At 55.5% G+C, this 25236-nt stretch carries 23 protein-coding genes and 1 other RNA gene; 15 read left to right on the forward strand and 9 right to left on the reverse strand.

Annotated features, from left to right (window positions below; all coding sequences use genetic code 11):
* The first annotated feature begins 89 nt into the window (after positions 1-89).
* The 3 genes from elbB (at position 90) to DD586_RS01625 (ending at position 2901) form a co-directional block, all read left to right on the forward strand.
* Positions 90-743, forward strand: a complete 654-nt coding sequence (gene elbB, locus DD586_RS01615; protein WP_012883061.1) for an isoprenoid biosynthesis glyoxalase ElbB — start codon at positions 90-92, stop codon at positions 741-743.
* A 38-nt stretch (positions 744-781) separates the two neighbouring features.
* Positions 782-1489, forward strand: a complete 708-nt coding sequence (gene mtgA, locus DD586_RS01620) for a monofunctional biosynthetic peptidoglycan transglycosylase (protein ID WP_407635424.1) — start codon at positions 782-784, stop codon at positions 1487-1489.
* Between the two features lie 92 nt (positions 1490-1581).
* The gene (locus DD586_RS01625; RefSeq protein WP_012883063.1) at positions 1582-2901 is read left to right on the forward strand and encodes an alginate lyase family protein; all 1320 of its coding nucleotides are present in this window, start codon (positions 1582-1584) and stop codon (positions 2899-2901) included.
* Positions 2902-3014: 113 nt separating this feature from the next.
* Here the strand turns inward: DD586_RS01625 and dolP are convergent, their stop codons facing one another.
* The 4 genes from dolP to DD586_RS01645 all read right to left on the reverse strand — a co-directional run bounded on the left by dolP (position 3015) and on the right by DD586_RS01645 (position 6685).
* Entirely contained in the window at positions 3015-3590 is a 576-nt protein-coding gene (gene dolP / locus DD586_RS01630) for a division/outer membrane stress-associated lipid-binding lipoprotein (RefSeq protein ID WP_012883064.1), read from the reverse strand.
* Positions 3591-3600: 10 nt separating this feature from the next.
* Positions 3601-4191 carry a DnaA initiator-associating protein DiaA gene (diaA, locus tag DD586_RS01635; RefSeq protein ID WP_012883065.1) on the reverse strand — a complete coding sequence of 197 codons (591 nt, stop codon included), beginning with the start codon at positions 4189-4191 and terminating at the stop codon, positions 3601-3603.
* Between the two features lie 77 nt (positions 4192-4268).
* Positions 4269-4625: a YraN family protein gene (locus tag DD586_RS01640; protein WP_012883066.1), complete on the reverse strand. Its 357-nt coding sequence runs from the start codon at positions 4623-4625 to the stop codon at positions 4269-4271.
* Entirely contained in the window at positions 4622-6685 is a 2064-nt protein-coding gene (locus tag DD586_RS01645) for a penicillin-binding protein activator (protein ID WP_012883067.1), read from the reverse strand. Before DD586_RS01645 ends, DD586_RS01640 begins: the two co-directional genes overlap by 4 nt.
* 59 nt (positions 6686-6744) lie before the next feature.
* Between DD586_RS01645 and rsmI the strand changes: the two genes are divergently transcribed.
* The 3 genes from rsmI (at position 6745) to ygiD (ending at position 9000) form a co-directional block, all read left to right on the forward strand.
* Positions 6745-7632: a 16S rRNA (cytidine(1402)-2'-O)-methyltransferase gene (gene rsmI / locus DD586_RS01650; RefSeq protein ID WP_012883068.1), complete on the forward strand. Its 888-nt coding sequence runs from the start codon at positions 6745-6747 to the stop codon at positions 7630-7632.
* A gap of 25 nt (positions 7633-7657) precedes the next feature.
* Positions 7658-8036, forward strand: an RNA gene (gene rnpB, locus DD586_RS21120) — RNase P RNA component class A.
* Between the two features lie 175 nt (positions 8037-8211).
* Positions 8212-9000 (forward strand): 4,5-DOPA-extradiol-dioxygenase, encoded by a 789-nt coding sequence (ygiD, locus tag DD586_RS01655; protein ID WP_012883069.1) that lies wholly within the window; start codon positions 8212-8214, stop codon positions 8998-9000.
* Between the two features lie 67 nt (positions 9001-9067).
* On the opposite strand, the gene DD586_RS01660 is transcribed toward ygiD, so the two are convergent.
* The 3 genes from DD586_RS01660 to tolC all read right to left on the reverse strand — a co-directional run bounded on the left by DD586_RS01660 (position 9068) and on the right by tolC (position 12570).
* Positions 9068-10228, reverse strand: coding sequence for a glutathionylspermidine synthase family protein (locus DD586_RS01660; RefSeq protein ID WP_012883070.1), 1161 nt, complete (start codon positions 10226-10228; stop codon positions 9068-9070).
* A gap of 11 nt (positions 10229-10239) precedes the next feature.
* On the reverse strand, positions 10240-10971 hold the full coding sequence (locus DD586_RS01665) for a DUF1190 family protein (RefSeq protein ID WP_012883071.1): 732 nt from the start codon (positions 10969-10971) through the stop codon (positions 10240-10242).
* 186 nt (positions 10972-11157) lie between these two features.
* The gene (tolC, locus tag DD586_RS01670) at positions 11158-12570 is read right to left on the reverse strand and encodes an outer membrane channel protein TolC (RefSeq protein WP_012883072.1); all 1413 of its coding nucleotides are present in this window, start codon (positions 12568-12570) and stop codon (positions 11158-11160) included.
* Between the two features lie 403 nt (positions 12571-12973).
* On the opposite strand from tolC, the gene nudF reads away from it, so the two are divergent.
* The 6 genes from nudF (at position 12974) to DD586_RS01700 (ending at position 18540) form a co-directional block, all read left to right on the forward strand.
* Positions 12974-13612 carry an ADP-ribose diphosphatase gene (gene nudF, locus DD586_RS01675; protein ID WP_012883073.1) on the forward strand — a complete coding sequence of 213 codons (639 nt, stop codon included), beginning with the start codon at positions 12974-12976 and terminating at the stop codon, positions 13610-13612.
* Positions 13609-14031: a DUF1249 family protein gene (locus tag DD586_RS01680; protein WP_012883074.1), complete on the forward strand. Its 423-nt coding sequence runs from the start codon at positions 13609-13611 to the stop codon at positions 14029-14031. The genes nudF and DD586_RS01680 overlap by 4 nt, the downstream gene beginning before the upstream one ends.
* Before the next feature lie 108 nt (positions 14032-14139).
* Complete coding sequence (gene cpdA / locus DD586_RS01685) at positions 14140-14967, forward strand: 3',5'-cyclic-AMP phosphodiesterase (protein WP_012883075.1); 828 nt, start codon at positions 14140-14142, stop codon at positions 14965-14967.
* A complete protein-coding gene (gene yqiA / locus DD586_RS01690) occupies positions 14967-15548 on the forward strand; it encodes an esterase YqiA (RefSeq protein ID WP_012883076.1) in 582 nt (193 codons plus the stop codon). Before cpdA ends, yqiA begins: the two co-directional genes overlap by 1 nt.
* 187 nt (positions 15549-15735) lie before the next feature.
* On the forward strand, positions 15736-17631 hold the full coding sequence (parE, locus tag DD586_RS01695; protein WP_012883077.1) for a DNA topoisomerase IV subunit B: 1896 nt from the start codon (positions 15736-15738) through the stop codon (positions 17629-17631).
* A 12-nt stretch (positions 17632-17643) separates the two neighbouring features.
* Positions 17644-18540: a LysR family transcriptional regulator gene (locus DD586_RS01700; protein ID WP_012883078.1), complete on the forward strand. Its 897-nt coding sequence runs from the start codon at positions 17644-17646 to the stop codon at positions 18538-18540.
* A gap of 45 nt (positions 18541-18585) precedes the next feature.
* Here the strand turns inward: DD586_RS01700 and DD586_RS01705 are convergent, their stop codons facing one another.
* Positions 18586-19167: an NAD(P)H-dependent oxidoreductase gene (locus tag DD586_RS01705; protein ID WP_012883079.1), complete on the reverse strand. Its 582-nt coding sequence runs from the start codon at positions 19165-19167 to the stop codon at positions 18586-18588.
* 284 nt (positions 19168-19451) lie between these two features.
* On the opposite strand from DD586_RS01705, the gene parC reads away from it, so the two are divergent.
* The 3 genes from parC to ftsP all read left to right on the forward strand — a co-directional run bounded on the left by parC (position 19452) and on the right by ftsP (position 24224).
* Positions 19452-21728 carry a DNA topoisomerase IV subunit A gene (gene parC, locus DD586_RS01710; RefSeq protein ID WP_012883080.1) on the forward strand — a complete coding sequence of 759 codons (2277 nt, stop codon included), beginning with the start codon at positions 19452-19454 and terminating at the stop codon, positions 21726-21728.
* Between the two features lie 262 nt (positions 21729-21990).
* On the forward strand, positions 21991-22728 hold the full coding sequence (locus DD586_RS01715; protein ID WP_012883081.1) for a 1-acylglycerol-3-phosphate O-acyltransferase: 738 nt from the start codon (positions 21991-21993) through the stop codon (positions 22726-22728).
* An 86-nt stretch (positions 22729-22814) separates the two neighbouring features.
* Positions 22815-24224 (forward strand): cell division protein FtsP, encoded by a 1410-nt coding sequence (gene ftsP, locus DD586_RS01720; RefSeq protein WP_012883082.1) that lies wholly within the window; start codon positions 22815-22817, stop codon positions 24222-24224.
* Positions 24225-24263: 39 nt separating this feature from the next.
* On the opposite strand, the gene dkgA is transcribed toward ftsP, so the two are convergent.
* Entirely contained in the window at positions 24264-25109 is an 846-nt protein-coding gene (gene dkgA / locus DD586_RS01725; protein ID WP_012883083.1) for a 2,5-didehydrogluconate reductase DkgA, read from the reverse strand.
* Positions 25110-25236: the final 127 nt, after the last annotated feature.

Genomic DNA, 25236 nt, shown 5'->3' on the forward strand with positions numbered 1-25236 from the left:
GTTACAAGAATCATTAAAATGTGTGATGTAGATTAGTGTTTGTCAATCAAAAAATCAATTAGTTGATGTAATGAAATGAGGGTTAATTGATGAAAAAAGTGGGCGTCGTACTCTGTGGGTGTGGTGTTTATGATGGTTCAGAAATTCACGAAGTTGTCTTGACTCTGCTTGCAATCGATCGCGCCGGGGCCGAAGCTGTCTGCTTTGCGCCGGATAAAGAACAGCTGCATGTTATTAATCACTTGAACGGTGAGGTGACTGGTGAGAAACGCAATGTTTTAGCGGAGTCGGCGCGTATTGCACGCGGAAAAATCCAGCCATTATCCAGTGCCGATCCCCAACAGCTTGATGCGCTGATTGTGCCTGGTGGATTCGGTGCAGCAAAAAATTTGAGTGATTTTGCCACCCGAGGGACGGACTGCGAGATTGATAAAGAACTGAAAATACTGACACGTGAAATTCATAAGAAAAATAAACCAATCGGTTTCATTTGCATCGCACCTGCCATGTTACCAAAACTACTCGATACCTCTGTGCGGCTTACAATTGGTAACGATATGGGAACCGCTCAGGCGATAGAAACGATGGGTGGTGTACATGTTGAATGCCCGGTGGATGACATTGTTGTTGACGTTGCACATAAGGTTGTGACGACACCGGCCTATATGCTGGCTAACTCGATTAGCGAAGCGGCCAGCGGAATTGAGAAACTGGTGGCGCGTGTTTTGGAACTGGCTGAATGAGGCAAGGCAGGCGTCCAGAGAAAGGGGGATTGGCACGCATGGCTGTTTCGATACGTCGCTGGGTGTGGCGTATCTTACTGGGTGTCGTCGGCATATGGCTGGCGGCAATCCTGCTGTTTGCGTTTCTGCCGGTCCCTTTTTCCGCCGTGATGGCCGACAGGCAACTTAGCGCCTGGTTGAGTGGTGATTTCAGCTATGTGGCCCATTCTGATTGGGTATCGATGGATGACATTGCCGCTGTCGCGCCTCTGGCCGTGATTGCCGCAGAAGATCAGAAATTTCCCCAACATTGGGGGTTCGATTTCGATGCGATTTCGGCGGCACTCAAACATAACGAGCAGTATGAAAACCGTATTCGCGGCGCATCGACGCTGTCGCAGCAGACAGTAAAAAATCTCTTGTTATGGGATGGTCGCAGTTGGTTGCGTAAAGGTCTTGAAGCTGGTTTGACGGTTGCGGTTGAGCTGGTGTGGACTAAGCGTCGTATCCTGACGGTTTACCTGAATATTGCTGAGTTCGGGCCTGGAATTTTTGGTATTGAAGCGGCCTCGCGGCAATTTTTTAATAAACCGGCGAGCCGGTTGACGGCGTCAGAAGCGGCATTGTTGGCGGCAGTGTTGCCGAATCCTATCCGTTATCGCGTCAATAAACCCACCGGTTATGTCATTCGACGTCAGCAATGGATCTTGCGTCAGATGAGCCAGATAGGCGGAGAGCATTTTCTGGAAGCGAATAGACTCTATTAACAAACCTGATTAACCGGCAGGTGTTTTTCTCAGGCCGTTTCCGTTTTCAGGGGCCTGTTCGGAAATTATAACAGCCTGAATGGAGATAGAAGATGCGGTATGGCATGGCTTTTTTGATATCGCTGTTACTGGGTGGACTGATGGTGTCTGCCGACGCGGCTTCTGTCAAAACAGACAATTCTGCTTATGTATTTTTGCATGCGGATAGTCTTGCTCAGGTAAAACAGCAATTGCGTAATCAGGCTGTACCTGCACAGCGGCAACTCGCTTATCAGCAATTGCTGCGGGCTGCAGACAGCGCTATGAAAAAACCTGACCTGACGGTTACTCAAAAACTTTCAATACTGCCGGGGGGAAACCGTCACGACTATCTGAGTCTGGCGGCATACTGGTGGCCCTCTCTACAGCAAAAGGACGGCTTACCTTGGGTGCGACATGACGGTAGGGTGAATCCCTCGACCAAGGGTGAACAGACCGATGCTGTCCGTCTGGCGGCGTTTACCGATAGGGTACATGTGCTAGCGCTGGCTTGGTACTTCTCGGAACGACCTGAATATGCCAATAAAGCCATTTCCATGATTCGTACCTGGTTTATCACGCCTGAAACACGGATGAACCCCAACCTGAATTACGCACAAGTCATTCCGGGCAGGAATGAAGGCCGGGGCGCGGGTGTCCTGGATGGGCGTTTTTTCGCAACTCGCATTGTTGATGCGTTGGCTATCGTGCAGCAGGCACCGGGGTGGACTGCCAATGACGACAAGCAGATGCGTCAGTGGATGACGGAGTACCTGCACTGGTTGCTGACAAGCCATAACGGTAAGCGGGAAGCGGCAGCGAAGAATAATCACGGTAGCTGGTATGCGGTGCAGGTGGCGGGTATTGCGGCCTATCTGGGACAGACGGAAACGGTAAAGGCCATGGTGGCATTGCAGCGCCAGAAACTCGACCATCAACTGGCGGCTGGTGGAGCGCAACCAGAGGAGCTGGCGAGAACCCGGTCGTTCCATTATAGCGTTTTCAATTTGCAGGCTGTCAGTTGGATGGAGACCCTCGCCGAGAGGTATGGCGAGAATCTGTGGCGGTATCAGACACCTCAAGGGGAAAGCCTGTTGTCGGCGCTCGATTTCGTTGCCCCTTATCTGGATGCGTCCAGACCCTGGCCTTATAAGGCGATAGGGCGTGAACGTCGCGACGGTAGTCTGTTAATTCCACTGATGCTGCAGTCCGAACAGGCTATCGGCGCTCCCCGTTATCGGGCTGTTATCCAACAGGCCGGGTTTACGTCGTTGCTGACTGGGGAAGCGCAGGGGAAAAATGACGCCCCAGCCAGTGTGGATGCCCGGCGAAGTATCTGGTTGTTGTTGACGCCACCCTTTGGGGGAACAGGCAACGACGTCATCATTAAGTAAGAAAGTAAGCAAGAACGTGCTGTCGGCAGGCTATTGCACCGGTGTTTACCGTGAGGGTTTTATATCGAATGGTTATGGCGGCCAGTACGTGGCCGCCATGTAAAGCGTTGGGGTTAGTCGAGATAGCTGAATGCGGTCGTTACATGTTTGACGCCACCGACCTTGCTGGCTATCTGGGCGGCTGACGTTGCTTCGCGGCGGGTCACCATACCCAGCAAAAAGACTTCGCCATTTTCGGTGGTGACCTTCACATTGGAGGATTTCACCAGGTCGCTGGTCAGCAGCTGAGAGCGCACTTTGGTGGTTATCCAGGTATCCATGGAGGCGGTACCCAGTGAAATCGGCGTGCCTTTGCGAATTTCGTTATACACTTCGGTGGTGCCTTCCACGCCCATCGCTATCTGTTTCGCCCTGCTTGCCAGCTCTGTATTAGGGGCCTGGCCGGTCAACAGAACCTTGCCCTGATAAGCGGTGACAGAGACTCGCGCTTCTTTGCCTAATTGTGCATCCTTACTCAGCGCGTTAGATACCCTGACTTCCAGCGTTCCATCGTCGACCTGGGTGCCGACAGTCCGGGGGTCGGTCGCGGATTTGGTTGCAACCGCCGCGCTACCAATCGCGACAGCACCAATACAGCCTTGCAGCATCAGACAAGCAGACAGCAGGGCAATACAAGGGTAGATCCTCATGGGGTGCTCCTTAATCGTTCTGGTGTGGAAAAAGCGTGTTATCAATCAAATCGCACAAACAATTGACCGTTAGCATATGCATTTCCTGAATACGGGCGCTACGGTGCGACGGGATGCGAATTTCCACATCCTGCTGCCCCAGTAAACCCGCCAGCTCACCACCATCGTAGCCGGTCAGCGCTACAATAGTCATGTCACGCGTAACGGCGGCTTCTACCGCTTTGACGATATCGCGGCTATTACCGCGCGTAGATATCGCCAGCAAGATATCGCCAGCCTGACCCAGCGCCCGCACCTGCTTGGCATAGACCTCTTCATGCAAGCGATCGTTGGCGATAGCGGTTAAGACCACGTTATCGGCATTAAGTGCGATCGCAGGCAGACTGGGTCGTTCAGTTTCAAAACGATTAATCATACTGGCGGCAAAATGCTGTGCGTTGGCGGCAGAGGTACCGTTACCACAGCACAGGATTTTGTTGCCATTGAGCAGTGATTGCACCATGGCCAGCGCTGCGCGCGAAATGGCGTCCGGCAGTGCTTCTGCCGCAGCAATCTGGGTTTGGATGCTTTCCGTGAAACAGACTTTAATTCTCTCCAGCACGTTCTGTTAACCTGTTTTGAAGTTGAAAATCGTGGTGTGTTGAACATTCATACATCGTGTGTCGAATATTCAAGGTGTTAATCCGGTTGCCCAAACGCATTCGGCAACCATTCCACCTGCGAGCCGGTTATTGCCAGAACATCAAAGCGGCAATCGGTGGCGTCGAGACTGGCACCCTGACGGGCCAGCCAGACTGACGCGGCGTGCAGCAACGATCGCTGTTTTTGCCGGGTGATACTGGCCGCTGCACCGCCAAAATCGCTGTTACGGCGGTAACGCACCTCGACAAATACCCAGCAGTTGCCATCGCGCATGATCAAATCCAGTTCACCACCGCGTACCGTCACGTTGGCGGCGACAAAAATCAGCCCGGCGCGTTCGAGGTGGCGTCGGGCTAATTGTTCGTAGCGATCGCCGGTGTTACGCCGATTCAGGAGGCGGGCACCAGTTGTCCCTGACGGAACTGCAGCCAGGTGAGTTTACGTTTGACGACACAGTCCGGCGTGGTACTCAGTATACCGGTCGCACCGGAAATCGAACTTCCCGGCTGGTGCAACTGTGCAAAATTGCTGGCCAGTTTCCAGGCATCCATCCCCATCGCGAACAGCCGTACCAGAGAATAGTCGTTACGGAACTGTGTGCTGACTTGTTGCATCAATGCCGGGCTGGCTCCGGTCAGCAACGGAATATCGCTAAACTGCAACCCTTCCATTTCAAACCGGAAGTCTGGCCCCAGACCTGCCTGATAGCTGCGTGAACTGGCGTAGAGCGCCGGGTGCAGCGCGCCTTTGTTGCGCATGTCGATCATCGGCTTGATCAGGGTGAGCTCATCAGGCGTGGCGATGATATACACCGCATCCACGTTGCCATCGCTGGTGACGTTAGCGATTGGCGGTGCCTGATTCGGGATAGTCAGACCGCCAACGGTGGTAGACGATGACGGCGCCGATGTGGCGGTTATCACCGGTTGTCCATTGAGCGCAAGGCCAGCGCCGCTATTGATCGCCTGTTTCAGGTCATACACGCCGCCGGTGCGTTGTTGCAAGACCACGCCGCCTGACTGCTGTTGCCAGGATTTAGCGAAGGCGGCCACCACCCTGTCACCCAGATTACCACGCGGTGCCAGAATCAGCGGGTGTTGCTTACCCTGTTTGTGGATGAACTCGGCGGCGTCGGCCGCTTCGTCTTCTGGTGACAGCGCAAAATAGCAGATGTTGGGATTCGGCTGGACCTGCTCCGGCTGGTTAAGCGCTAGCACATTCAGTGATGGGTTGAGTCTCGGTAACTGTTCCACTTCGTTTTTAAGCAGCGGCCCCACGATAGTCGTCGCGCCGTCTTTTTGCGCCTGGGCTATCACGTTGGCCAGCGGCTGATTAGAGGTGTCATAGACTTTCACTGGAATCGTGCTGGCTGACGCCGTCGTTGCCATCGGCATAGCGGTTGCCGTGGCGGTAGCAGCAGGTGCTGGCGCAGAGGTTGCTGGGGTAGACGGCATCGTGCTATTGGGGGTCGGGGTGGCTGACGCTCCGGGAGCTGCTGCAGTGGCGGTATTCGCCGCTTGCGCTATCTGGGCGGGTTGTGCAGGCATCGCCAGCGACGCCTGCCCACTTCTGGCCGCGCTAAAACCTTGCTGAATCGCATTCGCGAAGACCTGTGCCTGCCCGTTTAACGGCAGCAGCAGCGCGATAGCGTTACTGCCCGCAGGGGCGGTTTCGCCGGCAGGCGCTGTTGCTGCCGCTGGCGGGGTACCGCCTAACTGTGACGGCAATTGTTTAGCCGCCGGGTGGCGTGGATAACGTTTCTTCCAGTCTGCGATGGCAGCTTGCAGATCAGCCGGGACCTGTGCTTTGGTCTGCCAGAGATTCAGCAGATCCAACCAGCCTTGCAGGGTATATTCGTCGACGTTGATGACCATCGAACCGAGATCCTGCTGGGTCAACTGGGTCAATGCCGTCCAGGTCTGGTCTATATTGCGCTGATGCGCATCCCCTTGTAGCAGCGGTTCCAGTCCGATATAGGCACGGATCAGCGTCAGAGACGAGTGCCCCTGAGCGGCGTTGATTTGTGTCTGGTAGTAGCGTTCCTGCAGTTGAGGAGAGAGCGATTTCACGTCCAGCTGTGCCAGCGTGGTGTTCGCCGCGTTCATGTCGTTCTGCGCGACGGCCAGTTCAGCTGTCAGCAGACGTTGCTCCTGGCGCTGTTTGTCGCTTAACTGCGACGGCAATGCGCTTAACTGGTTGCCCGCTTGCGGGAGTTTGCCTTCCTGAATCAGGGCATGAATCGCAAGTAATTGCCAGTCAGCCTTGCTATCATCACCACTTTGCTGCATCTGCTGCAGGTAGTAGTCGGAAGATGCGCCGGCTTTGCTCTCCACGCGTTGTTGGGGCGCGGTGCCTTGTGGGGCCTGGCTGGGACAGCCAGCGAGAAACAGAGCCGCCAGCATGACAGGAACCAGACGACCTGCATGGGTACGGACAGAATTTAACGGAAGCATACTGTATCCAGTGATGTTTTAACGATGCTCAATATTAAATCGGCAAACCGGATGAAACAATGAATCAAGACCAACAAGCTCAGATTTCCGCCTCCACGCTGTACATTGTTCCCACGCCTATCGGCAATCTGGCGGATATCACGCAGCGAGCGTTGACGGTACTGCAACAGGTTGATCTTATTGCAGCAGAAGATACCCGGCATACTGGTTTATTGTTACAACATTTCGCCATTAATGCGCGCTTGTTCGCACTCCATGACCACAATGAGCAGCAAAAGGCAGAACAATTGCTGGACAGACTGCAGCAAGGCATGAGTATCGCACTGGTGTCGGATGCGGGTACACCGTTGATTAACGATCCCGGTTACCACCTGGTTCGGCGATGCCGTGAGGCTGGCGTGCGTGTCGTGCCGTTGCCGGGGCCGTGTGCGGCGATCACGGCGCTGTCTGCCGCTGGTTTGCCATCGGACCGTTTTTGTTATGAAGGGTTCCTGCCGGCAAAAACCAAAGCGCGTAAAGACACATTGCGTGATTTGCAGGAAGAGACGCGTACGCTGATTTTCTACGAATCAACCCACCGGCTGCTGGATAGCTTGCAGGATATGGTTGAGGTGTGGGGGGCGGATCGCTACGTGGTGCTGGCACGGGAACTGACCAAAACCTGGGAATCGCTGTACGGCGCGCCGGTGGGGGAGTTGCTGGCCTGGGTACAGGAAGACGAGAACCGCCGTAAAGGCGAGATGGTATTGATTGTGGAAGGGCATCAGCCAGATGAAGACGCGTTGCCCGCGGTGGTGTTGCACACCCTGCAATTGTTGCGGGCAGAATTGCCGCTGAAAAAAGCGGCGGCGCTGGCGGCAGAGATTCATGGCGTGAAAAAGAACGCACTTTACCGTTATGGGTTGGAACAAGAAAACGGTGACGGTGCATCGGAAGATGACAAGTAGGACAATTTGTCCTATTATCCGCGCCGAAGTTGACCAGACAGTCGCCGCTTCGTCGTCGTCCTCCGTCAGGGGGAGACGGGCGGAGGGGAGGAAAGTCCGGGCTCCATAGGGCAGGGTGCCAGGTAACGCCTGGGGGGGAAACCCACGACCAGTGCAACAGAGAGCAAACCGCCGATGGCCCGCGCAAGCGGGATCAGGTAAGGGTGAAAGGGTGCGGTAAGAGCGCACCGCGCGGCTGGTAACAGTCCGTGGCACGGTAAACTCCACCCGGAGCAAGGCCAAATAGGGGTTCACATGGTACGGCCCGTACTGAACCCGGGTAGGCTGCTTGAGCCAGCGCGCGAGCTCTGGCCTAGATGAATGACTGTCCACGACAGAACCCGGCTTATCGGTCAACTTCACTCTTTCAGAACCCCGCCAATCGGCGGGGTTTTTTTATGTCTTTCTCCGGTGATACGGCTAAATCGTCAAATTTATTGACAATCATCATCATGGTTATCCGACTGTATCGACGAAACAGGAGGGGTAAAGTAGTCACTATCGGTACTCGCTACCCACACTGTTACTAAGGATATCGTTATGAGCATTTCCCGGATGCCGGCACTGTTTCTGGGCCACGGGAGCCCGATGAATGCGCTGGAAGACAATGAATACACACGGGCCTGGCGTAAACTGGGCGAAACCCTGCCACGCCCGAAGGCAATAGTAGCGGTATCTGCACACTGGTATACCCGCGTGACGGCGGTAACGGCGATGAGTCAGCCGCGAACGATTCATGATTTCGGTGGCTTCCCGCAGGCATTGTTCGATACCCGCTACCCTGCTCCTGGAGCCCCTGATGTGGCGAAACGGGTACAAGAAGTCCTGTCGCCCGTTGAGGTCTACGCGGATCATCAGGAGTGGGGTTTGGACCATGGCACCTGGGGGGTACTGATTAAGGTGTATCCGCAAGCGGATATCCCGGTTGTACAGCTCAGCGTCGATGGTACTAAGCCGCCTGCTTACCACTATGAGTTGGGCCGTAAACTGGCTGCGTTGCGGGATGAAGGCATTATGATCGTCGCCAGCGGCAACGTGGTGCACAACCTGCGGATGATCAAGTGGAGCGGTGACGGTTCTCCTTATAGCTGGGCTACCTCGTTTAACGATTTTGTTCGCAGTAACCTGAGCTGGCAGGGGGATGGCGCGGAACACCCACTGGTGAATTTCATGCAACACAATGACGCCGCGCTATCTAACCCGACGCCGGATCATTTTCTGCCATTGCTGTATGTTCTGGGCAGTTGGAATAGTCAGGAGCCGATATCGACACCGACGGACGGCATTGTGATGGGGTCGCTCAGCATGATGTCCGTGCAGGTAGGGTGAGTCACCGGCCGAAAACAGGTATCGCGTGTCAGCGCGATACCTGTGGTTGTGCAGCAGCGCTCTGGCGTTAATCCAGAATGATATGCGGATAGAAGCGGGATAAATCCTGAGTGATCAGTTCCCTGTCTTCCCGTAGCCCGATGCCGCAAGGGATATCGCCCACCAGCCAACTGCCGATAAGCGTATAGCTATCATTAAATCGCGGTAGTGGGTGGAATTGCTGCACGATAGAGCCTTCTTCGCCATAGGGGCCATCTACGGCAGCGACTTGCTGACCCTGCCGGTAAATCTGGATGTTAGCACCTTCGCGCGAAAACAGCGGCTTGACCACGTAGTCATTCATAGCCGGTGGATTGTCTTCGGTGAAATAGGCCGGCAGCAGGTTGGGATGGTTAGGAAACATGTGCCATAACATCGGCAACAGCGCCTTGTTGGAAAGCACGCTTTTCCAGCCCGGTTCCAGCCAGCGTACTCCCGCGTCCGCCAGTTTGGTGGAGAAGGTTTCGCGTAGCATGAACTCCCACGGATAGAGTTTGAACAGGTTACTGATGGTGTTGTCCTGCAAATCGGTAAATTGCCCACGATCCCCTAAACCGATCTCATCGATATACAGGAATTGATTCGGGATCCCCGCTTCCTGTGCACAATCCTGCAAATACTGCACCGTTCCCCGATCTTCCTCTGTATCCCGGCAACAGGTGAAATACAGTGCGCCGAACCCGTGGTGGGTACGCAGGTATTCAAAACGTTCGATTAGCTTTTCCTGCAAGCTATTGTACTGGTCCGCGTGCGACGGCAGCAGACCGGCTTGGATCTGATCTTCCAGCCAGATCCACTGAAAGAAGGCGGATTCGTACAATGACGTTGGGGTATCCGCATTGTTTTCCAGTAACCGGGCGGGGCTTTTGCCGTCGTAAGCCAGATCGAGACGCGCATAGAGCGCTGGCTGACGCGATAGCCATGAACTGCGCACGAAGTCCCAGGTATGGCGGGGAATTCGAAATTTGGTCAACAGTGCCTCGCTGTTGACCACTTTATCGACGACCTGCAAACACATCTGGTTTAGCTCGGCGGTGGTCTCTTCCAGCTCTTCAATTTGCGCCAGCGTAAACTGGTAGTAAGCATCTTCACACCAGTAGGGCTCGCCATACAGGGTGTGGAACTGAAAACCATATTCGGCCGCTTTTTCCCGCCAGTTCGGGCGTTCGTTAATCGCAATACGTTTCATGGCTGGCGACCTTATCCCCCGAAGGAGCGGCGAATTGGGGTTTCACTGCCGCTACTTGAGCGCGTACCGGTACCAGCAGCACTGCCAGCAGTGCTGCTGGATTTATCCCGATTATCAGTCATGTTAGCCGCCGGTGCGTTGTTGAGCCGGTTCACGGTATCGCCAAAGCCGCCACGTGTGGTGGTAATGCTGGACGTCGGTTTGGGCGTCATGGCGTCTTTCGGAACGGTAATGGTGCGTCCGGTGGTGGAGCCGTAACTCTTACCGCTGGCATCCACATAGCTGCCGTTGGCCGGGCTATTGGGGGTATTCGGGCGGAACACTGGCTGTTGAGTAAAATTATTGCCGCCCATCAGCTTACCCATCATGAATCCCGCCATGAGCGGCATCCAGAAACTGCCGCTTTGCTGTGGCGCTGCGCTGGCCGTCGTGGTTCCCCCTATACTTGACTGAGTGCACTGGCTTTCGCCGAACGCCGCCACGCATTCTTCACGGGTCGCGAATTTGGGCGCGGTTCTTTCCGCCTCTTTCAGCGCATTGTTATAGGTGGTCGAGCACTGGTCCTTCATGGACGGATTAGCGCGTGAACAATCATCCGCGTTCTGGTAGAGCGAAACGGTTTCGTCGGTTTTCTCGCAACCAGAAAGAATAAACGTGGCGCTGACGGCCAGTGCGATTGGAGCAATACGGTAACCCCAGCGTTTACGAAAACGCGCGTGGTTAATGTCTGACGTTCTTTTCATCGGTTAATCCCAGAGAAACAGGGCATCATGCCCATCATGTTAATAATAAGTATGCAGATATAAGACGCGCTTAAGCATAGGAGAAGGGGGAATGGCTTGTAAAGCATCAGCGGCGGGTAAGCAACAGTGCGCGCGCTGCAAAGAAGCAAAACCAGGGGAACTGTTCTGGTTCCCCTGGTGATGTGATTACGGTCTGGCTTTGGTGGTAGTTTTAGCGGCGACCGGTGTGGAAACCGCAGGCGGAACGTCTTCACTGACGCTCGCTGAGGTGGAGACCGGTTTGCCCAACATAGCGTTCAGTGTACGCAGGTCGTCTTCATTTAACGTACCGAGCGCTTGCTTGAGGTTCAACTGGTTGATCAGGTAATCATAACGCGCCCCGGACAACTGTTGTTTAGCACTGTACAGGGTACTGGTGGCACTTAACACATCAACGATGGTACGGGTACCCACCTGATAACCGGCTTCCATGGCATCCAACGAGCTTTGCGCTGATACCACTGCCTGTTTGTAAGCGTTGACGCTACTGATCGAGGCGGAAATATTGTTATGTGCAGAGCGCAGCGTCTGGATGACCGAGCGGTGTGCGCTTTCCATACTTTCACTGGATGCCACAAAACTGTATTGCGCCTGTTTCACTTTGGATGAAGTACCGCCACCGCTGTAAATCGGCAACGAGAAGCTCAGGCCAACCTGATTTTGTCCCACATAGGTGTCGGTGAAGCTACTTCCAACCGCATGAGAACCGGAATAGTTGGTATTGGTAACGCCGGTGGACGCGGTCAGATTAAGTGTAGGCAGGTGGCCGCTTTCCGCAGAGCGAATCTGCTCGCGGGCCAGATCCTGGCTCAAGCGGGCAGACAACAAGCTGAGGTTGCGGTTTTCTGCTTCTTTCAGCAGGCCATTCACGGCACCAGGCTGTTGCGGGGCGAAACGATCGATATTCAGTCCCGCCAGTTGCGGGTAGAACTGCCCGGTCACCTGACGCAGGGTCTCCATCGCGTTATCCAGATTGTTGCGTGCGGTCACTTCGCTCGCCAGTACGCTGTCGTATTGAGCGCGGGCGTTTTGCACGTCGGTGATGGCAACCAGGCCAACATTGAAACGCTGAGTGGTCTGGTCCAATTCGCGGTAGATAGCCTGTTTCTGGGCGCTAATGTAAGACAGAGAATCAATGGCGCGCAGTACGTTGAAGTAGGCGGTCGCGGTATTGAGCAGCAAGGTTTGCTGGGACGTCTGGTAGCTCACATCCTGAATACCGGCTTGTTTTTCCTGCAGTGTCAGAGCACGCCACAGCGACATATTAAAGATTGACTGGGTTAACTGCAGCGACCCGCTGCTCACATTGCTATTGATGTCTCTACGGTCGCGATATCCGCTGCTGTAGGTATAGTCCGCGCCTAAACCCAACTGGGGCAGCAAGGACGAACGAGCTTCATTAATTTTCTCGAAAGCCGCGTCTCGGTTGGCGGCAGCGCTGCGTAAATCCGGATTGGTTGTTTTAGCCTGCTGATAAACCTGTAACAGGTCTTCGGCCTGGCTTGCGGCACTAAAGCCAACCAGACCCAGACTGATGAGAAGTGGTAGCAGTTTCTTCATTTGCATTCCTTGTTGTGCAGCAAAGTTTTTTGGTTGCGCCATCTGGAGACGATATACCTGCCGATTCTATCAGAATCGGCTAATCGAATTAGGTGGCTGAATGTGCCATCTTTTCCTTGCGGTTATCCCAAAAGCCTATTTTACTTAGCAGTTTGGGTTTGGGCACAATGCCCGGCAGCGTGTCAGAGACTGCCCCGGCAGGATTGCCGTTTCAGGGGGCGCAAAGACATTGCGCTAAGACCTGGAACGCCCCATCCTTGCTGGTAGACTTTCCGCACCTGATTATCCGTATCGGGTTGGCACGATTGCACGATGAATATTGCACAAAACGGTGAGTGCCTGTCCACGTTTTCGCCACACAAAAATGGCTGACCCCGCCGTGTTGTCCACAGGAGTTGAGTTTATGGCGTCCTCAGATACACATCCCGGTACTTTTGCCAAAGATGATGTAGAAATTATTGCACGTGAAACGCTCTACAAGGGTTTTTTTTCACTGCAACGCTACCGCTTCCGCCATCGCCTGTTTAATGGCGGTATGAGTGATGAAGTGAGGCGGGAGATTCTGGAACGCGGCCATGCCGTTGTGTTGCTGCCTTATGACCCGGTACGCGACGAAGTGGTGTTGATAGAACAAATTCGCATCGCCGCTTACGACACCAGCCCGTCACCGTGGTTGTTCGAGCTGGTAGCCGGCATGATCGAACCCGGTGAAAGTCAGGAAGAGGTCGCGCGCCGGGAAGCCGAGGAAGAAGCCGGGCTGGTCGTGCAGCGCTGTATTCCGGCGCTCAGTTATCTGGCAAGCCCCGGCGGCACCAGTGAGCGTCTGGCGATTTGGGTCGGCGAGGTGGATGCCAGCGTCGCCAGCGGTATTCACGGCTTGGCGGAAGAAAACGAAGATATCCGCGTGCATGTCGTCAGCCGTGAACAGAGTTACCAGTGGGTAGAACAAGGGATTATTGATAACGCTGCTTCTGTCATTGCCTTGCAATGGTTGGCATTGCACCATGAGACATTAAAAAAAGCCTGGGTGGACGGACAATGAAGCGCTATACCCCGGATTTCCCGGAAATGATGCGGCTTAGCGAAATGAACTTCGCACAGCTACGCCGTCTGCTGCCTCGCAATGAAGAAGTGGGTGCTGCGGTGGTGTATCAGGTCCATAACGCCAGTTACCGTTTAGCTATTCTGGAGTCTACCCGGTATACGGCGCTGGTGGAGATCCAGCAGATTGCTCCGTCGGTCAGCTACTGGAGCCTGCCGACGCTGGCGGTACGGCTCTACTACGATGCGATGGTTGCGGAAGTGTGTTCCAGTCAGCAGATCTTCCGCTTTAAGGCACGTTATGATTATCCGAACAAGAAGTTACATCAACGTGACGAAAAGCATCAGATTAATCAGTTTCTTGCCGATTGGCTAAGATATTGCCTGGCGTGTGGTTCAATGTCGGTTCCCGTGTGTTAGACATATCCACCTTTAGATTGCAAGGCGTGAGCCGCCTTGCTGAAACCCGGGCTATTTAAGGGTGTGGATCGATTAGTTAGGCAGATTGCAAAGACCCAAGGACACTATTTGGAAAGCCTGTTGACACTTCCTGTGGCGAGTGGGGCCAGAGTCAGGATTTTACAAATAACAGATACCCACCTTTTTGCCGACGAGCAGGGGACCCTGCTCGGCGTGAATACTAACCGCAGCTATCAGGCGGTGCTGAATGCTATCGCAGCTCAGCAAATGAATGTCGATCTGATTACCGCTACCGGAGATTTGGCGCAGGACCATACGCAGGACGCCTACACGCATTTTGCCACGGGTATTCGTCGTCTTGGCGCACCTTGCGTCTGGTTACCCGGCAACCATGACTTTCAGCCCGCGATGGTCGATGTGCTGGCCCGTTCCGGGATTGCGCCATCCAAGCATGTGCTGCTGGGCGAGCACTGGCAGGTTATTTTGCTGGATAGTCAGGTATTTGGCGTACCACACGGCGAACTGAGCGAATACCAACTGGAGTGGCTGGAGCGCAGCCTGCAAAGCCAGCCTGAACGTTATACATTATTGATGTTGCATCATCATCCGTTATCGTCGGGTTGTACCTGGTTGGACCAACATAGCCTGCGTAATGCCCACAGTCTGGATGCCTTGTTGTCCCGTTTCCCGCGAGTGCGTACCGTATTATGCGGTCATATCCATCAGGAAATGGATCTGGACTGGAACGGACGCCGCCTGCTGGCTACGCCGTCGACCTGTGTGCAATTCAAGCCGCACTGCACTAATTTTACCATTGATAATGTCGCGCCCGGCTGGCGCTATCTGGAGCTGTTGCCGGATGGCGGAGTGGAAACCCGGGTTTGTCGCCTTGAAGGAAATGAATTTCTGCCAGATATGGATTCGGAAGGTTACTGATGCCCACCCTGCTTTATCTTCACGGTTTCAATAGTTCGCCGTTGTCGGCGAAAGCCACGGCGTTGCAGCAGTGGCTGGCGCAGCACCATCCCCAGATTGATATGCTGGTGCCGCAATTGCCGCCTTACCCGGCACAAGCGGCGGAAATGATAGAACAACTGGTCATGGATCGTGCCGGACGCCCGCTCGGTCTGGTTGGTTCATCGCTGGGTGGCTATTACGCGACCTGGCTGTCACAGTGTTTTCGCCTGCCTGCGGTAGTGGTTAACCCCGCGGTACGGCCTTACGAATTGCTACTCGATTTTCTGGGTGAACAGCAGAACCCCTACACCGGCGAGCAATATGTGTTAGAGTCACGGCACATTTACGATCTCAAGGTGATGCAGGTCGAACCGCTGGAGTCTCCGGATTTACTGTGGTGCCTGCTGCAGACTGGGGATGAGGTGCTGGATTACCGCCAGGCCGTCGCTTACTACACGGCCTGTCGTCAGACGGTGGAGTCCGGCGGTAATCATGCGTTTGTAGGGTTTGAGCACTATTTTGCGCCGATGATCGATTTTCTTGGATTAACGGTGGACTGACTCATTCTGGCGCCGCCGCGATGAACGGCTGACGCCCCTCATCACTCCTATCCCGTTTGTCAGGCTGGTCAGACCCGTGTTGACGGGGCTTTTCATCCTGATAATCAACGCTTGGCGTGCTGTCTGCGCCACGTATAATCGCGGGATACCGTCTGACTTTCAAACAACGACAACATGCATTCTAACCATGACGCAATCAAGTTATAACGCTGATGCGATTGAAGTCCTCAGCGGGCTGGAGCCGGTGCGCCGCCGTCCGGGGATGTACACCGATACCACCCGTCCCAACCATCTGGGACAAGAGGTGATAGACAACAGCGTCGATGAGGCGTTGGCTGGTCACGCCCGTCGTATCGATGTGATCCTGCATCCTGATCAGTCGCTAGAGGTGATTGACGATGGACGTGGGATGCCGGTGGATATCCACCCGGAAGAGGGGGTTCCCGCTGTCGAGCTGATCCTCTGTCGCCTGCATGCCGGGGGTAAATTTTCCAACAAGAATTACCAGTTTTCCGGCGGGTTGCATGGCGTGGGTATTTCCGTAGTTAACGCCCTGTCCACCCGGGTGGAAGTGACGGTACGCCGCGACGGTCAGGTCTACGATATCGCGTTTGAAAATGGCGATAAAGTACAGGATTTGATGGTGACCGGTACCTGCGGTCGCCGCAACACCGGCACCCGGGTACGCTTCTGGCCTGATGTGACGTTCTTCGACAGCCCGCGTTTTTCCGTGTTATCCCTGACGCACCTGCTGAAAGCCAAGGCCGTGTTGTGCCCCGGCGTGGAAATTGTCTTTAAAGACGGCGTGAACGATACCGAGCAGCGCTGGTGTTATCAGGGCGGTCTGAGCGATTACCTGTGCGAAGCGGTCAACGGCCTGCCGACATTGCCGGAAAAACCGTTCGTTGGCGCTATCCCCGGTGATACCGAAGCGGTGGAGTGGGCGCTGCTGTGGTTGCCCGAGGGGGGCGAACTGCTGACCGAAAGTTACGTTAACCTGATCCCGACCATGCAGGGCGGTACTCACGTCAACGGTTTGCGGCAAGGGCTGCTGGATGCGATGCGCGAATTCTGCGAATTCCGCAATATATTGCCGCGTGGCGTTAAGCTCAGTGCCGAAGACATCTGGGAGCGTTGCGCTTATGTGTTATCGCTGAAGATGCAGGACCCGCAGTTCGCCGGTCAGACCAAAGAGCGTCTGTCGTCACGGCAGTCGGCGGCATTCGTTTCCGGTGTGGTTAAAGATGCGTTTAGCCTGTGGCTGAATCAGAACGTGCAAGCGGCGGAGCAACTGGCGGAGATGGCTATCTCCAGCGCTCAGCGTCGTATGCGCGCCGCCAAGAAAGTGGTGCGCAAGAAGCTGACCAGCGGCCCGGCGCTGCCCGGTAAGCTGGCGGACTGTACCTCGCAGGATTTGAGCAAAACCGAACTGTTCCTGGTGGAAGGGGATTCGGCGGGCGGCTCGGCTAAACAGGCGCGCGATCGTGAATATCAGGCGATCATGCCGCTCAAGGGTAAGATCCTCAATACCTGGGAAGTGTCGTCAGACGAAGTGCTGGCATCGCAGGAAGTTCATGATATTTCGGTGGCGATCGGCATCGATCCAGACAGTGACGACCTGAGCCAGTTGCGTTACGGCAAGATCTGTATTCTGGCGGATGCGGATTCCGACGGGTTACACATTGCCACGCTGTTGTGTGCGCTGTTTGTACGCCATTTCCGCGCGTTGGTGCAGGGTGGACATGTGTATGTCGCCATGCCGCCACTCTACCGTATCGACCTCGGAAAAGAGGTGTACTACGCGCTGGATGAAGAAGAGAAAGCCGGTATCCTCGAACAGCTCAAACGTAAGAAAGGCAAACCTAACGTGCAGCGTTTCAAAGGATTGGGTGAAATGAACCCGATGCAACTGCGTGAAACCACGTTGGATCCCAATACCCGGCGTTTGGTACAGCTTACGGTGAGTGAGCAGGACATTGAGCAGACTATGGCGACCATGGATATGCTGCTGGCGAAAAAACGTTCCGAAGATCGCCGCAACTGGTTGCAGGAGAAGGGCGACAAGGCTGAGCTTGACGTCTGACGCCCGGGTACGATGAAAGTCACGCTGGAAGAGATGCAGGCATTCGTGGTGGTGGTGGACTGTGGGTCTGTCACCGCCGCGGCTGGACAACTGGGGCAAACCACCTCGGGGATCAGCCGGGCGTTGAGTCGTCTGGAAAATAAGCTCGGCATGACACTGATGCACCGTACTACCCGTCGGCTGGCGCTGTCGGAAGAGGGGCAGATCTTTTTGCAACATGCGCGGGACGCGTTGTATGCGGTCGAGCTGGCGGAAGAACAAATTGCGCTGCGCCGCAGTAAACCCTGTGGCCGGTTACGCATTAACGCCGCCGCCTCGTTTATGCAGCATGTGATCGTGCCGATAATCCCGGAGTTTCGCCTTCGTTATCCCTGCATTTCGCTTGAACTGAATAGTGATGACGTGATTATCGATTTGCTGGAACAGCATACCGATATCGCGATTCGCATCGGTGAATTGCGTGACTCCAGTATCCATGCACGGCCGCTGGGTGCCACCCGGTTGCGGCTTCTGGCAAGTCCTGCCTACCTGAACCGTCACGGCACGCCACTGAGCGTGGACGCGCTGGCGGGCCACACCTTGCTGGGGTTTACCCAGTCCGAGTCGTTAAATCTCTGGCCGCTACGCAGTGCATTTGGCGATGATTACCCCATTTCGCCGACGATCGCGGCATCCAATGGTGAAGTGCTGCGTCAGTTGGCGTTGAGTGGGGAGGGGATTGTCCGGTTGTCAGATTTTATGACCCGGGACGATGTGGCGGCGGGTCGGCTGGTGCAGGTACTCGCGGAAGAGACGTTAGACCGGCGTCTGCCGGTGAATGCGGTGTACTACCGCAATACGGAGCTGGCCAGCCGGATTGTCTGCTTTCTGGATTTTCTCAGCGAAAAAGTGGCGCAGCATCCACTGTAGTGGTGAAGTGCATTGAATGCTGCGCCGAGGGTAACAAACCGGGAATCAGGCGAAAACCTGATCAAGATGAGCGCGGTAGCTGGCAATGTCCCGCTCTACATCTGGTTGTTTAATGACATCATTGCAGATGAACGTAGGCAGCGGCGACAGGCCGATGAATTGGTTGGCCTTGTGAAACGGCAGGTAGACGCCGTCCACGCCGACACCGTGGAAGAACTGATCCGGGTCGGTGAAGGCGTCCAGCGGGGCGTTCCAGGTCAGTGACAGCAGGTAGTGTTTGCCCTGTAATAAGCCGCCGGAACCGTATTTCTTGCTGGCGTCCGCACGGGTGCGGCCATCACTGTCGTACAGCGATCCGTGTCCGGCGGTGAAGACTTCGTCGATGTATTTTTTCAGGATCCAGGGGGCGCCCATCCACCAGCCAGGCATTTGGTAGATGATGGCGTCGGCCCACAGGATATTCTGCACTTCCTGTTCGATGTCGTAACCCTCATCGACGGTGGTAACGCGGACCTGACGGCCTTTATCACGCAGGAACGTGGCGGCGACATCCGTCAGGGTACGGTTGAGTTCCCCTTTGGAATGGCCGAAGGCTTTTCCTGCATTGATGATGAGTACGTTTTGCATGGCAGATGACCTCAAATGATATAAATAGGTGTTGAACGTCAGTCTATCTGATAGTGCGATGGGGAAAAACGTGCTGAGGCGCACAACACTGTTGCTAAACAGTCAAGAATTACTGGCTGTGAATTGAACAACGCATTGCGCCAACAGGATGCCGTGAAGAGAGACACAACTTACGTTACTATCCGGTCAGTGTTGTTCGGTCGGTTTTGCCACGTTGTGGTTCATCGCGCAACAATAAGCGAGTTTTTTGAACATGGCGATACGCCACGGTTTAAGGATTATCAATGAGTGACATGACTCATGACGGCGCAGAGCGTCTTGCGCTGCACACATTTACTGAGAACGCCTACCTCAATTATTCCATGTACGTCATCATGGACCGGGCGCTTCCCTTTATTGGCGATGGCCTCAAGCCGGTTCAGCGTCGTATCGTGTATGCGATGTCTGAACTGGGGCTGAGCGCCAGCGCCAAATTCAAAAAATCCGCCCGTACGGTGGGCGACGTGCTGGGTAAATATCATCCGCACGGCGACAGCGCCTGTTACGAGGCGATGGTACTGATGGCGCAGCCTTTCTCCTACCGCTACCCGTTGGTGGACGGCCAGGGGAACTGGGGGGCACCGGATGATCCCAAATCGTTCGCCGCCATGCGTTATACCGAGTCCCGTTTGTCGAAGTATGCCGAAGTGCTGCTGGGCGAACTGGGGCAGGGCACGGTGGATTATGTACCGAACTTTGACGGCACATTGCAGGAGCCGAAGATGCTGCCTGCCCGCCTGCCTAACATCCTGCTTAACGGCACCACCGGCATTGCGGTCGGTATGGCGACGGATATTCCGCCGCACAACGTGCGTGAAGTGGCCGCGGCAGCAATAGCGTTGATCGATGAGCCGGACACGCCGCTGGAGGCGTTGCTGCGTCATGTTCAGGGGCCGGATTTCCCGACCGAAGCCGAGATCATCACCCCGCGTGATGAGATCCGCAAAATGTACGAAAGCGGTCGTGGCTCGGTGCGTATGCGCGCGGTGTGGAGGAAAGAAGATGGCAGCGTGGTGATCACCTCGTTGCCGCATCAGGTCTCGGGCGCGCGGGTGCTGGAGCAGATAGCCAGCCAGATGCGGGCCAAAAAGCTACCGATGCTCGACGATCTGCGCGATGAATCCGACCATGAGAACCCTACCCGGCTGGTGCTGGTGCCGCGTTCCAACCGCGTCGATCTGGATCAGGTGATGAACCATTTGTTCGCCACCACCGATCTGGAAAAGAGTTACCGAATCAACATGAATATGATCGGTCTGGATGGTCGCCCCGCGGTAAAAGGGTTGCGGGAAATCCTGACCGAATGGCTGGCGTTTCGCCGCGACACGGTGCGCCGTCGGCTGAACTTCCGGCTGGATAAAGTACTCAAGCGTCTGCATATCCTGGAAGGCTTGCTGATTGCGTTCCTGAATATCGATGAAGTCATCCATATCATCCGCAACGAAGATGAACCGAAGCCGGTTCTGATGGCGAAGTTCGGCCTGAGCGATACCCAGGCGGAAGCCATTCTGGAATTGAAACTGCGTCATCTGGCCAAGCTGGAAGAGATGAAGATCCGCGGCGAGCAGGACGATCTGGCCAAAGAGCGCGATCAGATTCAGGCGTTGCTGGCCTCAGAGCGCAAGATGAATACCCTGCTGAAGAAAGAGATTCAGGAAGACGCCAAAGCCTATGGCGATGATCGCCGTTCGCCGCTGCATGAACGCGGTGAAGCTAAAGCCATGAGCGAGCATGACCTGTCGCCGTCTGAACCTGTAACTATCGTGCTGTCGGAAATGGGGTGGGTACGTAGCGCCAAAGGGCACGACATCGACCCGTCCGGCCTGAGTTACAAGGCAGGTGATGCGTATCGTGCCGCTGCTCGTGGCAAGAGCAACCAGCCGGTGGTGTTCATGGATTCTACCGGGCGCAGCTATGCGCTTGATCCGCTCACGCTGCCGTCGGCGCGTGGGCAAGGTGAACCGTTGACCGGTAAACTGACGTTGCCGCCTGGTGCTTCCATCGAACAGGTGTTGATGGCGGCGGATAATCAGCGGTTGCTGCTGGCTTCTGACGCTGGTTACGGCTTTATCTGTACCTTTGCCGATCTGGTTGCCCGTAACCGGGTGGGGAAAGCGGTGCTGACCCTGCCGGATAACGCGCGTGTGCTGCCACCGCTGGAATTGCAGCGTGACGATGACCTGCTGCTCACTATCACCGCGGCCGGGCGCATGCTGTTGTTCCCGGTTGCGGATTTGCCGGCGTTGTCTAAAGGCAAGGGCAATAAGATAGTCTCGATTCCGGCGGCGCAACTGGCGAGCGGTGACGATCGGATACTGTGGCTGATGGCGATTGCGCCGCAATCTTCCGTCACGCTATACGCCGGTAAGCGTAAGTATTCCTTGCGCCCGGAAGAACTGCAAAAGTATCAGGCCAGCCGTGGCTGTAAAGGCACATCGTTGCCGCGCGGTTTGCAACGGGTCGATCGTATCGAGGTGGATGCGCCTGCCGGTATCGCAAACATCGGTAGCAGCGAAGAGTAGTCGTGAAGAAGAGTCGCGAAGAAGAGTGCCTTTAATGAAGGCAGACAGCTCGCCGTTGTGGGCGGCGGGCCGATAACGCGGTCTCCGCCTGGCCGGTGGGGAGCGGATAAGCGTCATCCCCGCCGCGATTTTCTTTCGTCATTTCCTGTACGTCCGATGGCCGCTTTGGGGTGGGGCTGTACGGTTTGCTACGGCAAGGTTCGCCGTGTGTTTTAACGCGAAGCCGCTATACTAGCGGCGGCTGTTGGCTAATGAGGTTGCTATGTTATTCATTCTCCGCTTTTTGGTGGTGATCGTCTTTTCTGTCGTGGTGTCTCTGTTTGGTTTTGTGTACTGCCTGTTTAGCCCGAAAGACCCCCGCCATGTGTCCCGTTTTGGGCGTCTGTTCGGCCGTTTATCGGTGGTGTTTGGTCTTAAGGTAGACATTCGCTATCCCCAGGCTTCCCACTTTGAGGGTAACTGTATCTATATCGCCAACCATCAGAACAACTACGATATGGTGACGGCGGCGAATGTGGTAATGCCGGGCACCGTCACGGTCGGCAAAAAGAGTCTGGTGTGGATCCCATTTTTCGGCCCGCTGTACTGGCTGGCGGGGAATCTGTTGATTGACCGGGATAATAAAGCGAAGGCCCATAGCACCATCTCACAGGTGGTGGAGCACATTAAAGAGCGCAACATTTCGGTGTGGATGTTCCCGGAAGGGACCCGCAGCCGCGGGCGCGGTCTGTTGCCGTTTAAAACCGGTGCTTTTCATGCCGCGATTGCCGCCGGGGTGCCGGTGGTTCCGATCTGTGTTTCCAGCACGCATAAAAAAGTGAAGCTGAACCGCTGGAACAATGGTCATGTGATTGTTGAGGTACTGCCGCCGATCGACTGTAGTGGTTACGGCAAGGATCAGGTGCGTGAACTGGCTACCTATTGCCATGACCTGATGGCGGAGAAAATCGCTCAGCTGGATGCCGAAGTCGCCCAGCGCGAAGCGGCGGAAAAACGCTAACGTCAGCGCCAGGATGCGCTGTGTGACCTTCCGGGTGGCGATACGACCCGAGGGAGTAAAGGATTGAATCGGTTTTCGGAGTCGTTATGTCATTGAGTCGGCGTCAGTTTATTCAGGCCTCGGGGGTTGTGCTCTGTGCGGGTGCAATGCCGTTGACGGCCAGAGCCGATGGCGGGAAAACCCCGCTGCCTGTGCCGCCGCTGTTGGAGTCTCGTCGTGGACAGCCGGTTTTTCTGACCATGCAGCGGGCGCACTGGGCGTTTTCTGGTGAGCGCAAAAACCCGGTTTGGGGGTTTAATGGCCGCTATCTTGGTCCTACTGTGCGGGTGTTCAGTGATGATGACGTGAAGCTGGTCTACAGCAACCGTCTTAATGAACCGGTGTCGATGACCGTGAGCGGCTTGCAGGTGCCGGGGTCACTGATGGGCGGCGCAGGTCGTATGATTCAGCCGAATATGGACTGGTCGCCGGTGCTGCCAATGCGTCAGGCGGCCGCGACCTGCTGGTACCACGCCAATACGCCTAATCGCATGGCGCCGCACGTCTATAACGGGCTGGCTGGCATGTGGCTGATAGAAGATAGTCTCAGTAAATCGCTGCCGATCCCTAACCACTACGGTGTGGACGATTTCCCGCTGATTATTCAGGATAAACGGCTGGATAGTTTCGGTGCGCCGCTGTACAGCCCGCCCAGCAGCGGGGGGGTCGTCGGGGATACGTTGCTGGTGAATGGCGCACAGAACCCGTATGTGGAAGTGTCGCGTGGTTGGGTGCGCTTGCGCCTGCTCAACGCGTCTAACGCCCGTCGCTACATCATGCGCATGAGCGATGGGCGCCCGCTACATCTTATCGCCAACGATCAAGGTTTCCTGCCTGCGCCGATGGCGCTGAATCAGCTTTCACTGGCACCGGGTGAACGCCGTGAAGTGCTGGTTGATATGTCGCAGGGCAACGAAGCGACGCTGACCGCAGGGGAGTCCGCGACCCTCATGCAGCGGTTGCGCGGCCTGTTCGAACCGTCGACGATTTTGGTGTCATCGGCAGTGTTAACCCTGCGGCCCACCGGTTTGTTGCCGCTGGTGACCAATACCCTGCCGATGCGACTTTTAAGCGACAATATTATTGATGGCGCCGTCAGCCGGACGCGCGAATTCCGCCTCGGTGACAGTCTGCCCGGTATCAATGGCGCCATGTGGGATATGAACCGTGTGGATGTGCAAACGCAGGTCGGGCGCTATGAGCGCTGGATAGTGCATGCCGATCAAGCGCAGCCCTTTCATATTCAAGGGGCGGCATTTCTGGTGCGCAGCGTGAACGGTGGCCTGACGCCGCCGGAGGACAGCGGCTGGAAAGATACGGTATGGGTGGAAAATGATGTGGAACTGCTGGTGTATTTCGGCCAGTTTTCCACTGCGCAGTTTCCGTTCCTGTATTACAGTCAGACGCTGGAAATGGCGGATCGCGGTTCTACCGCCCAATTGGTGGTGCAGCCCTGACCCCCGCGCCGAGAGCGCGGGAGTCGAATGCGGTAAGGGTTAGTCTTTGCGCGGCGCGTCGGTACGCGGTTGGTCAGGGTCTGGCCCCAGTCGCTTGCCGCAATCCAGCGTGGCGATGTCGCTCAGTTCCTCTTTTTCCAGCCTAAAATCAAACACTGCAAAATTTTCCCGAATACGCGCTGGCGTAACGGATTTTGGGATCACCACCAAACCACTGTCCAGATGCCAGCGAATCACGATCTGTGCCGGTGTCTTGCCGTATTTTTTCGCCAGTGCATGGATAATCGGGTGGTCGAAGACGCCTTCTCCCCCTTGCGCCAGCGGGCTCCAGGATTCGGTCTGGATATGATGGGTGGTATTCCAGGTTTGCAGCATACGCTGCTGGAAAAGCGGGTGTAGTTCTACCTGATTGATGACTGGCATCACCCCAGTTTCTTCTTTCAGGCGTTGTAGATGGTGTGGGTTGAAGTTGCACACACCGACGCTTTTCGCCAGCCCCTGCTCCCTGAGATTGAGTAACCCACGCCAGGCTTCAACGTAGGTATTCTGTTCCGGTAACGGCCAATGGATCAGATACAGGTCAACGTACTCCAGTTGCAGCTTTCGCAGGCTTTCCTCCAGCGCTTGACGCGGATGCGCCTGATCGCTGTTCCATAGCTTGGTGGTGATGAAGATATCACTACGCGGGATGGCGGTTTCCTGCAGGGCTTTGCCGACGCCCACTTCGTTTTTATAGATAGCGGCAGTATCAATGGAACGGTAGCCGACATTCAGCGCTTCGGTCACTGCGGCGGTGGCTTGTTCATTGCTGGCTTGCCAGACGCCAAGCCCCAGTTGGGGCATGATAGTGCCGTCAGCCAGTTTGACCAGAGGTTGCATCGTCATGTCATTCTCCTTGTTGTGCGCCTTCAGCGCCCGGCCGTGGAGGGTTCTGGCGGCATGGCGGCAAGGTGGCGATGAGACAACAACGCCGCCAGAACGGCGGCGTATCGGGACTGTTTTTCACACCAAA

This window comes from Dickeya parazeae Ech586, from assembly GCF_000025065.1.
In the GTDB taxonomy this organism is placed as follows: domain Bacteria; phylum Pseudomonadota; class Gammaproteobacteria; order Enterobacterales; family Enterobacteriaceae; genus Dickeya; species Dickeya zeae.

Excerpts from the sequence above, each read along its gene's own strand:
- DD586_RS01665 (WP_012883071.1), bottom strand. The coding sequence starts at position 10,971 with ATGAAAAGAACGTCAGACATTAACCACGCGCGTTTTCGTAAACGCTGG.
- nudF (WP_012883073.1), top strand. The coding sequence starts at position 12,974 with ATGGCGTCCTCAGATACACATCCCGGTACTTTTGCCAAAGATGATGTA.
- ftsP (WP_012883082.1), top strand. The coding sequence starts at position 22,815 with ATGTCATTGAGTCGGCGTCAGTTTATTCAGGCCTCGGGGGTTGTGCTC.
- DD586_RS01680 (WP_012883074.1), top strand. The coding sequence starts at position 13,609 with ATGAAGCGCTATACCCCGGATTTCCCGGAAATGATGCGGCTTAGCGAA.
- rsmI (WP_012883068.1), top strand. The coding sequence starts at position 6,745 with ATGAATCAAGACCAACAAGCTCAGATTTCCGCCTCCACGCTGTACATT.
- yqiA (WP_012883076.1), top strand. The coding sequence starts at position 14,967 with ATGCCCACCCTGCTTTATCTTCACGGTTTCAATAGTTCGCCGTTGTCG.
- mtgA (WP_407635424.1), top strand. The coding sequence starts at position 782 with ATGGCTGTTTCGATACGTCGCTGGGTGTGGCGTATCTTACTGGGTGTC.
- DD586_RS01625 (WP_012883063.1), top strand. The coding sequence starts at position 1,582 with ATGCGGTATGGCATGGCTTTTTTGATATCGCTGTTACTGGGTGGACTG.
- DD586_RS01700 (WP_012883078.1), top strand. The coding sequence starts at position 17,644 with ATGAAAGTCACGCTGGAAGAGATGCAGGCATTCGTGGTGGTGGTGGAC.
- ygiD (WP_012883069.1), top strand. The coding sequence starts at position 8,212 with ATGAGCATTTCCCGGATGCCGGCACTGTTTCTGGGCCACGGGAGCCCG.
- DD586_RS01660 (WP_012883070.1), bottom strand. The coding sequence starts at position 10,228 with ATGAAACGTATTGCGATTAACGAACGCCCGAACTGGCGGGAAAAAGCG.
- tolC (WP_012883072.1), bottom strand. The coding sequence starts at position 12,570 with ATGAAGAAACTGCTACCACTTCTCATCAGTCTGGGTCTGGTTGGCTTT.
- dolP (WP_012883064.1), bottom strand. The coding sequence starts at position 3,590 with ATGAGGATCTACCCTTGTATTGCCCTGCTGTCTGCTTGTCTGATGCTG.
- elbB (WP_012883061.1), top strand. The coding sequence starts at position 90 with ATGAAAAAAGTGGGCGTCGTACTCTGTGGGTGTGGTGTTTATGATGGT.
- DD586_RS01715 (WP_012883081.1), top strand. The coding sequence starts at position 21,991 with ATGTTATTCATTCTCCGCTTTTTGGTGGTGATCGTCTTTTCTGTCGTG.
- parE (WP_012883077.1), top strand. The coding sequence starts at position 15,736 with ATGACGCAATCAAGTTATAACGCTGATGCGATTGAAGTCCTCAGCGGG.
- DD586_RS01645 (WP_012883067.1), bottom strand. The coding sequence starts at position 6,685 with ATGCTTCCGTTAAATTCTGTCCGTACCCATGCAGGTCGTCTGGTTCCT.
- dkgA (WP_012883083.1), bottom strand. The coding sequence starts at position 25,109 with ATGACGATGCAACCTCTGGTCAAACTGGCTGACGGCACTATCATGCCC.
- parC (WP_012883080.1), top strand. The coding sequence starts at position 19,452 with ATGAGTGACATGACTCATGACGGCGCAGAGCGTCTTGCGCTGCACACA.
- DD586_RS01705 (WP_012883079.1), bottom strand. The coding sequence starts at position 19,167 with ATGCAAAACGTACTCATCATCAATGCAGGAAAAGCCTTCGGCCATTCC.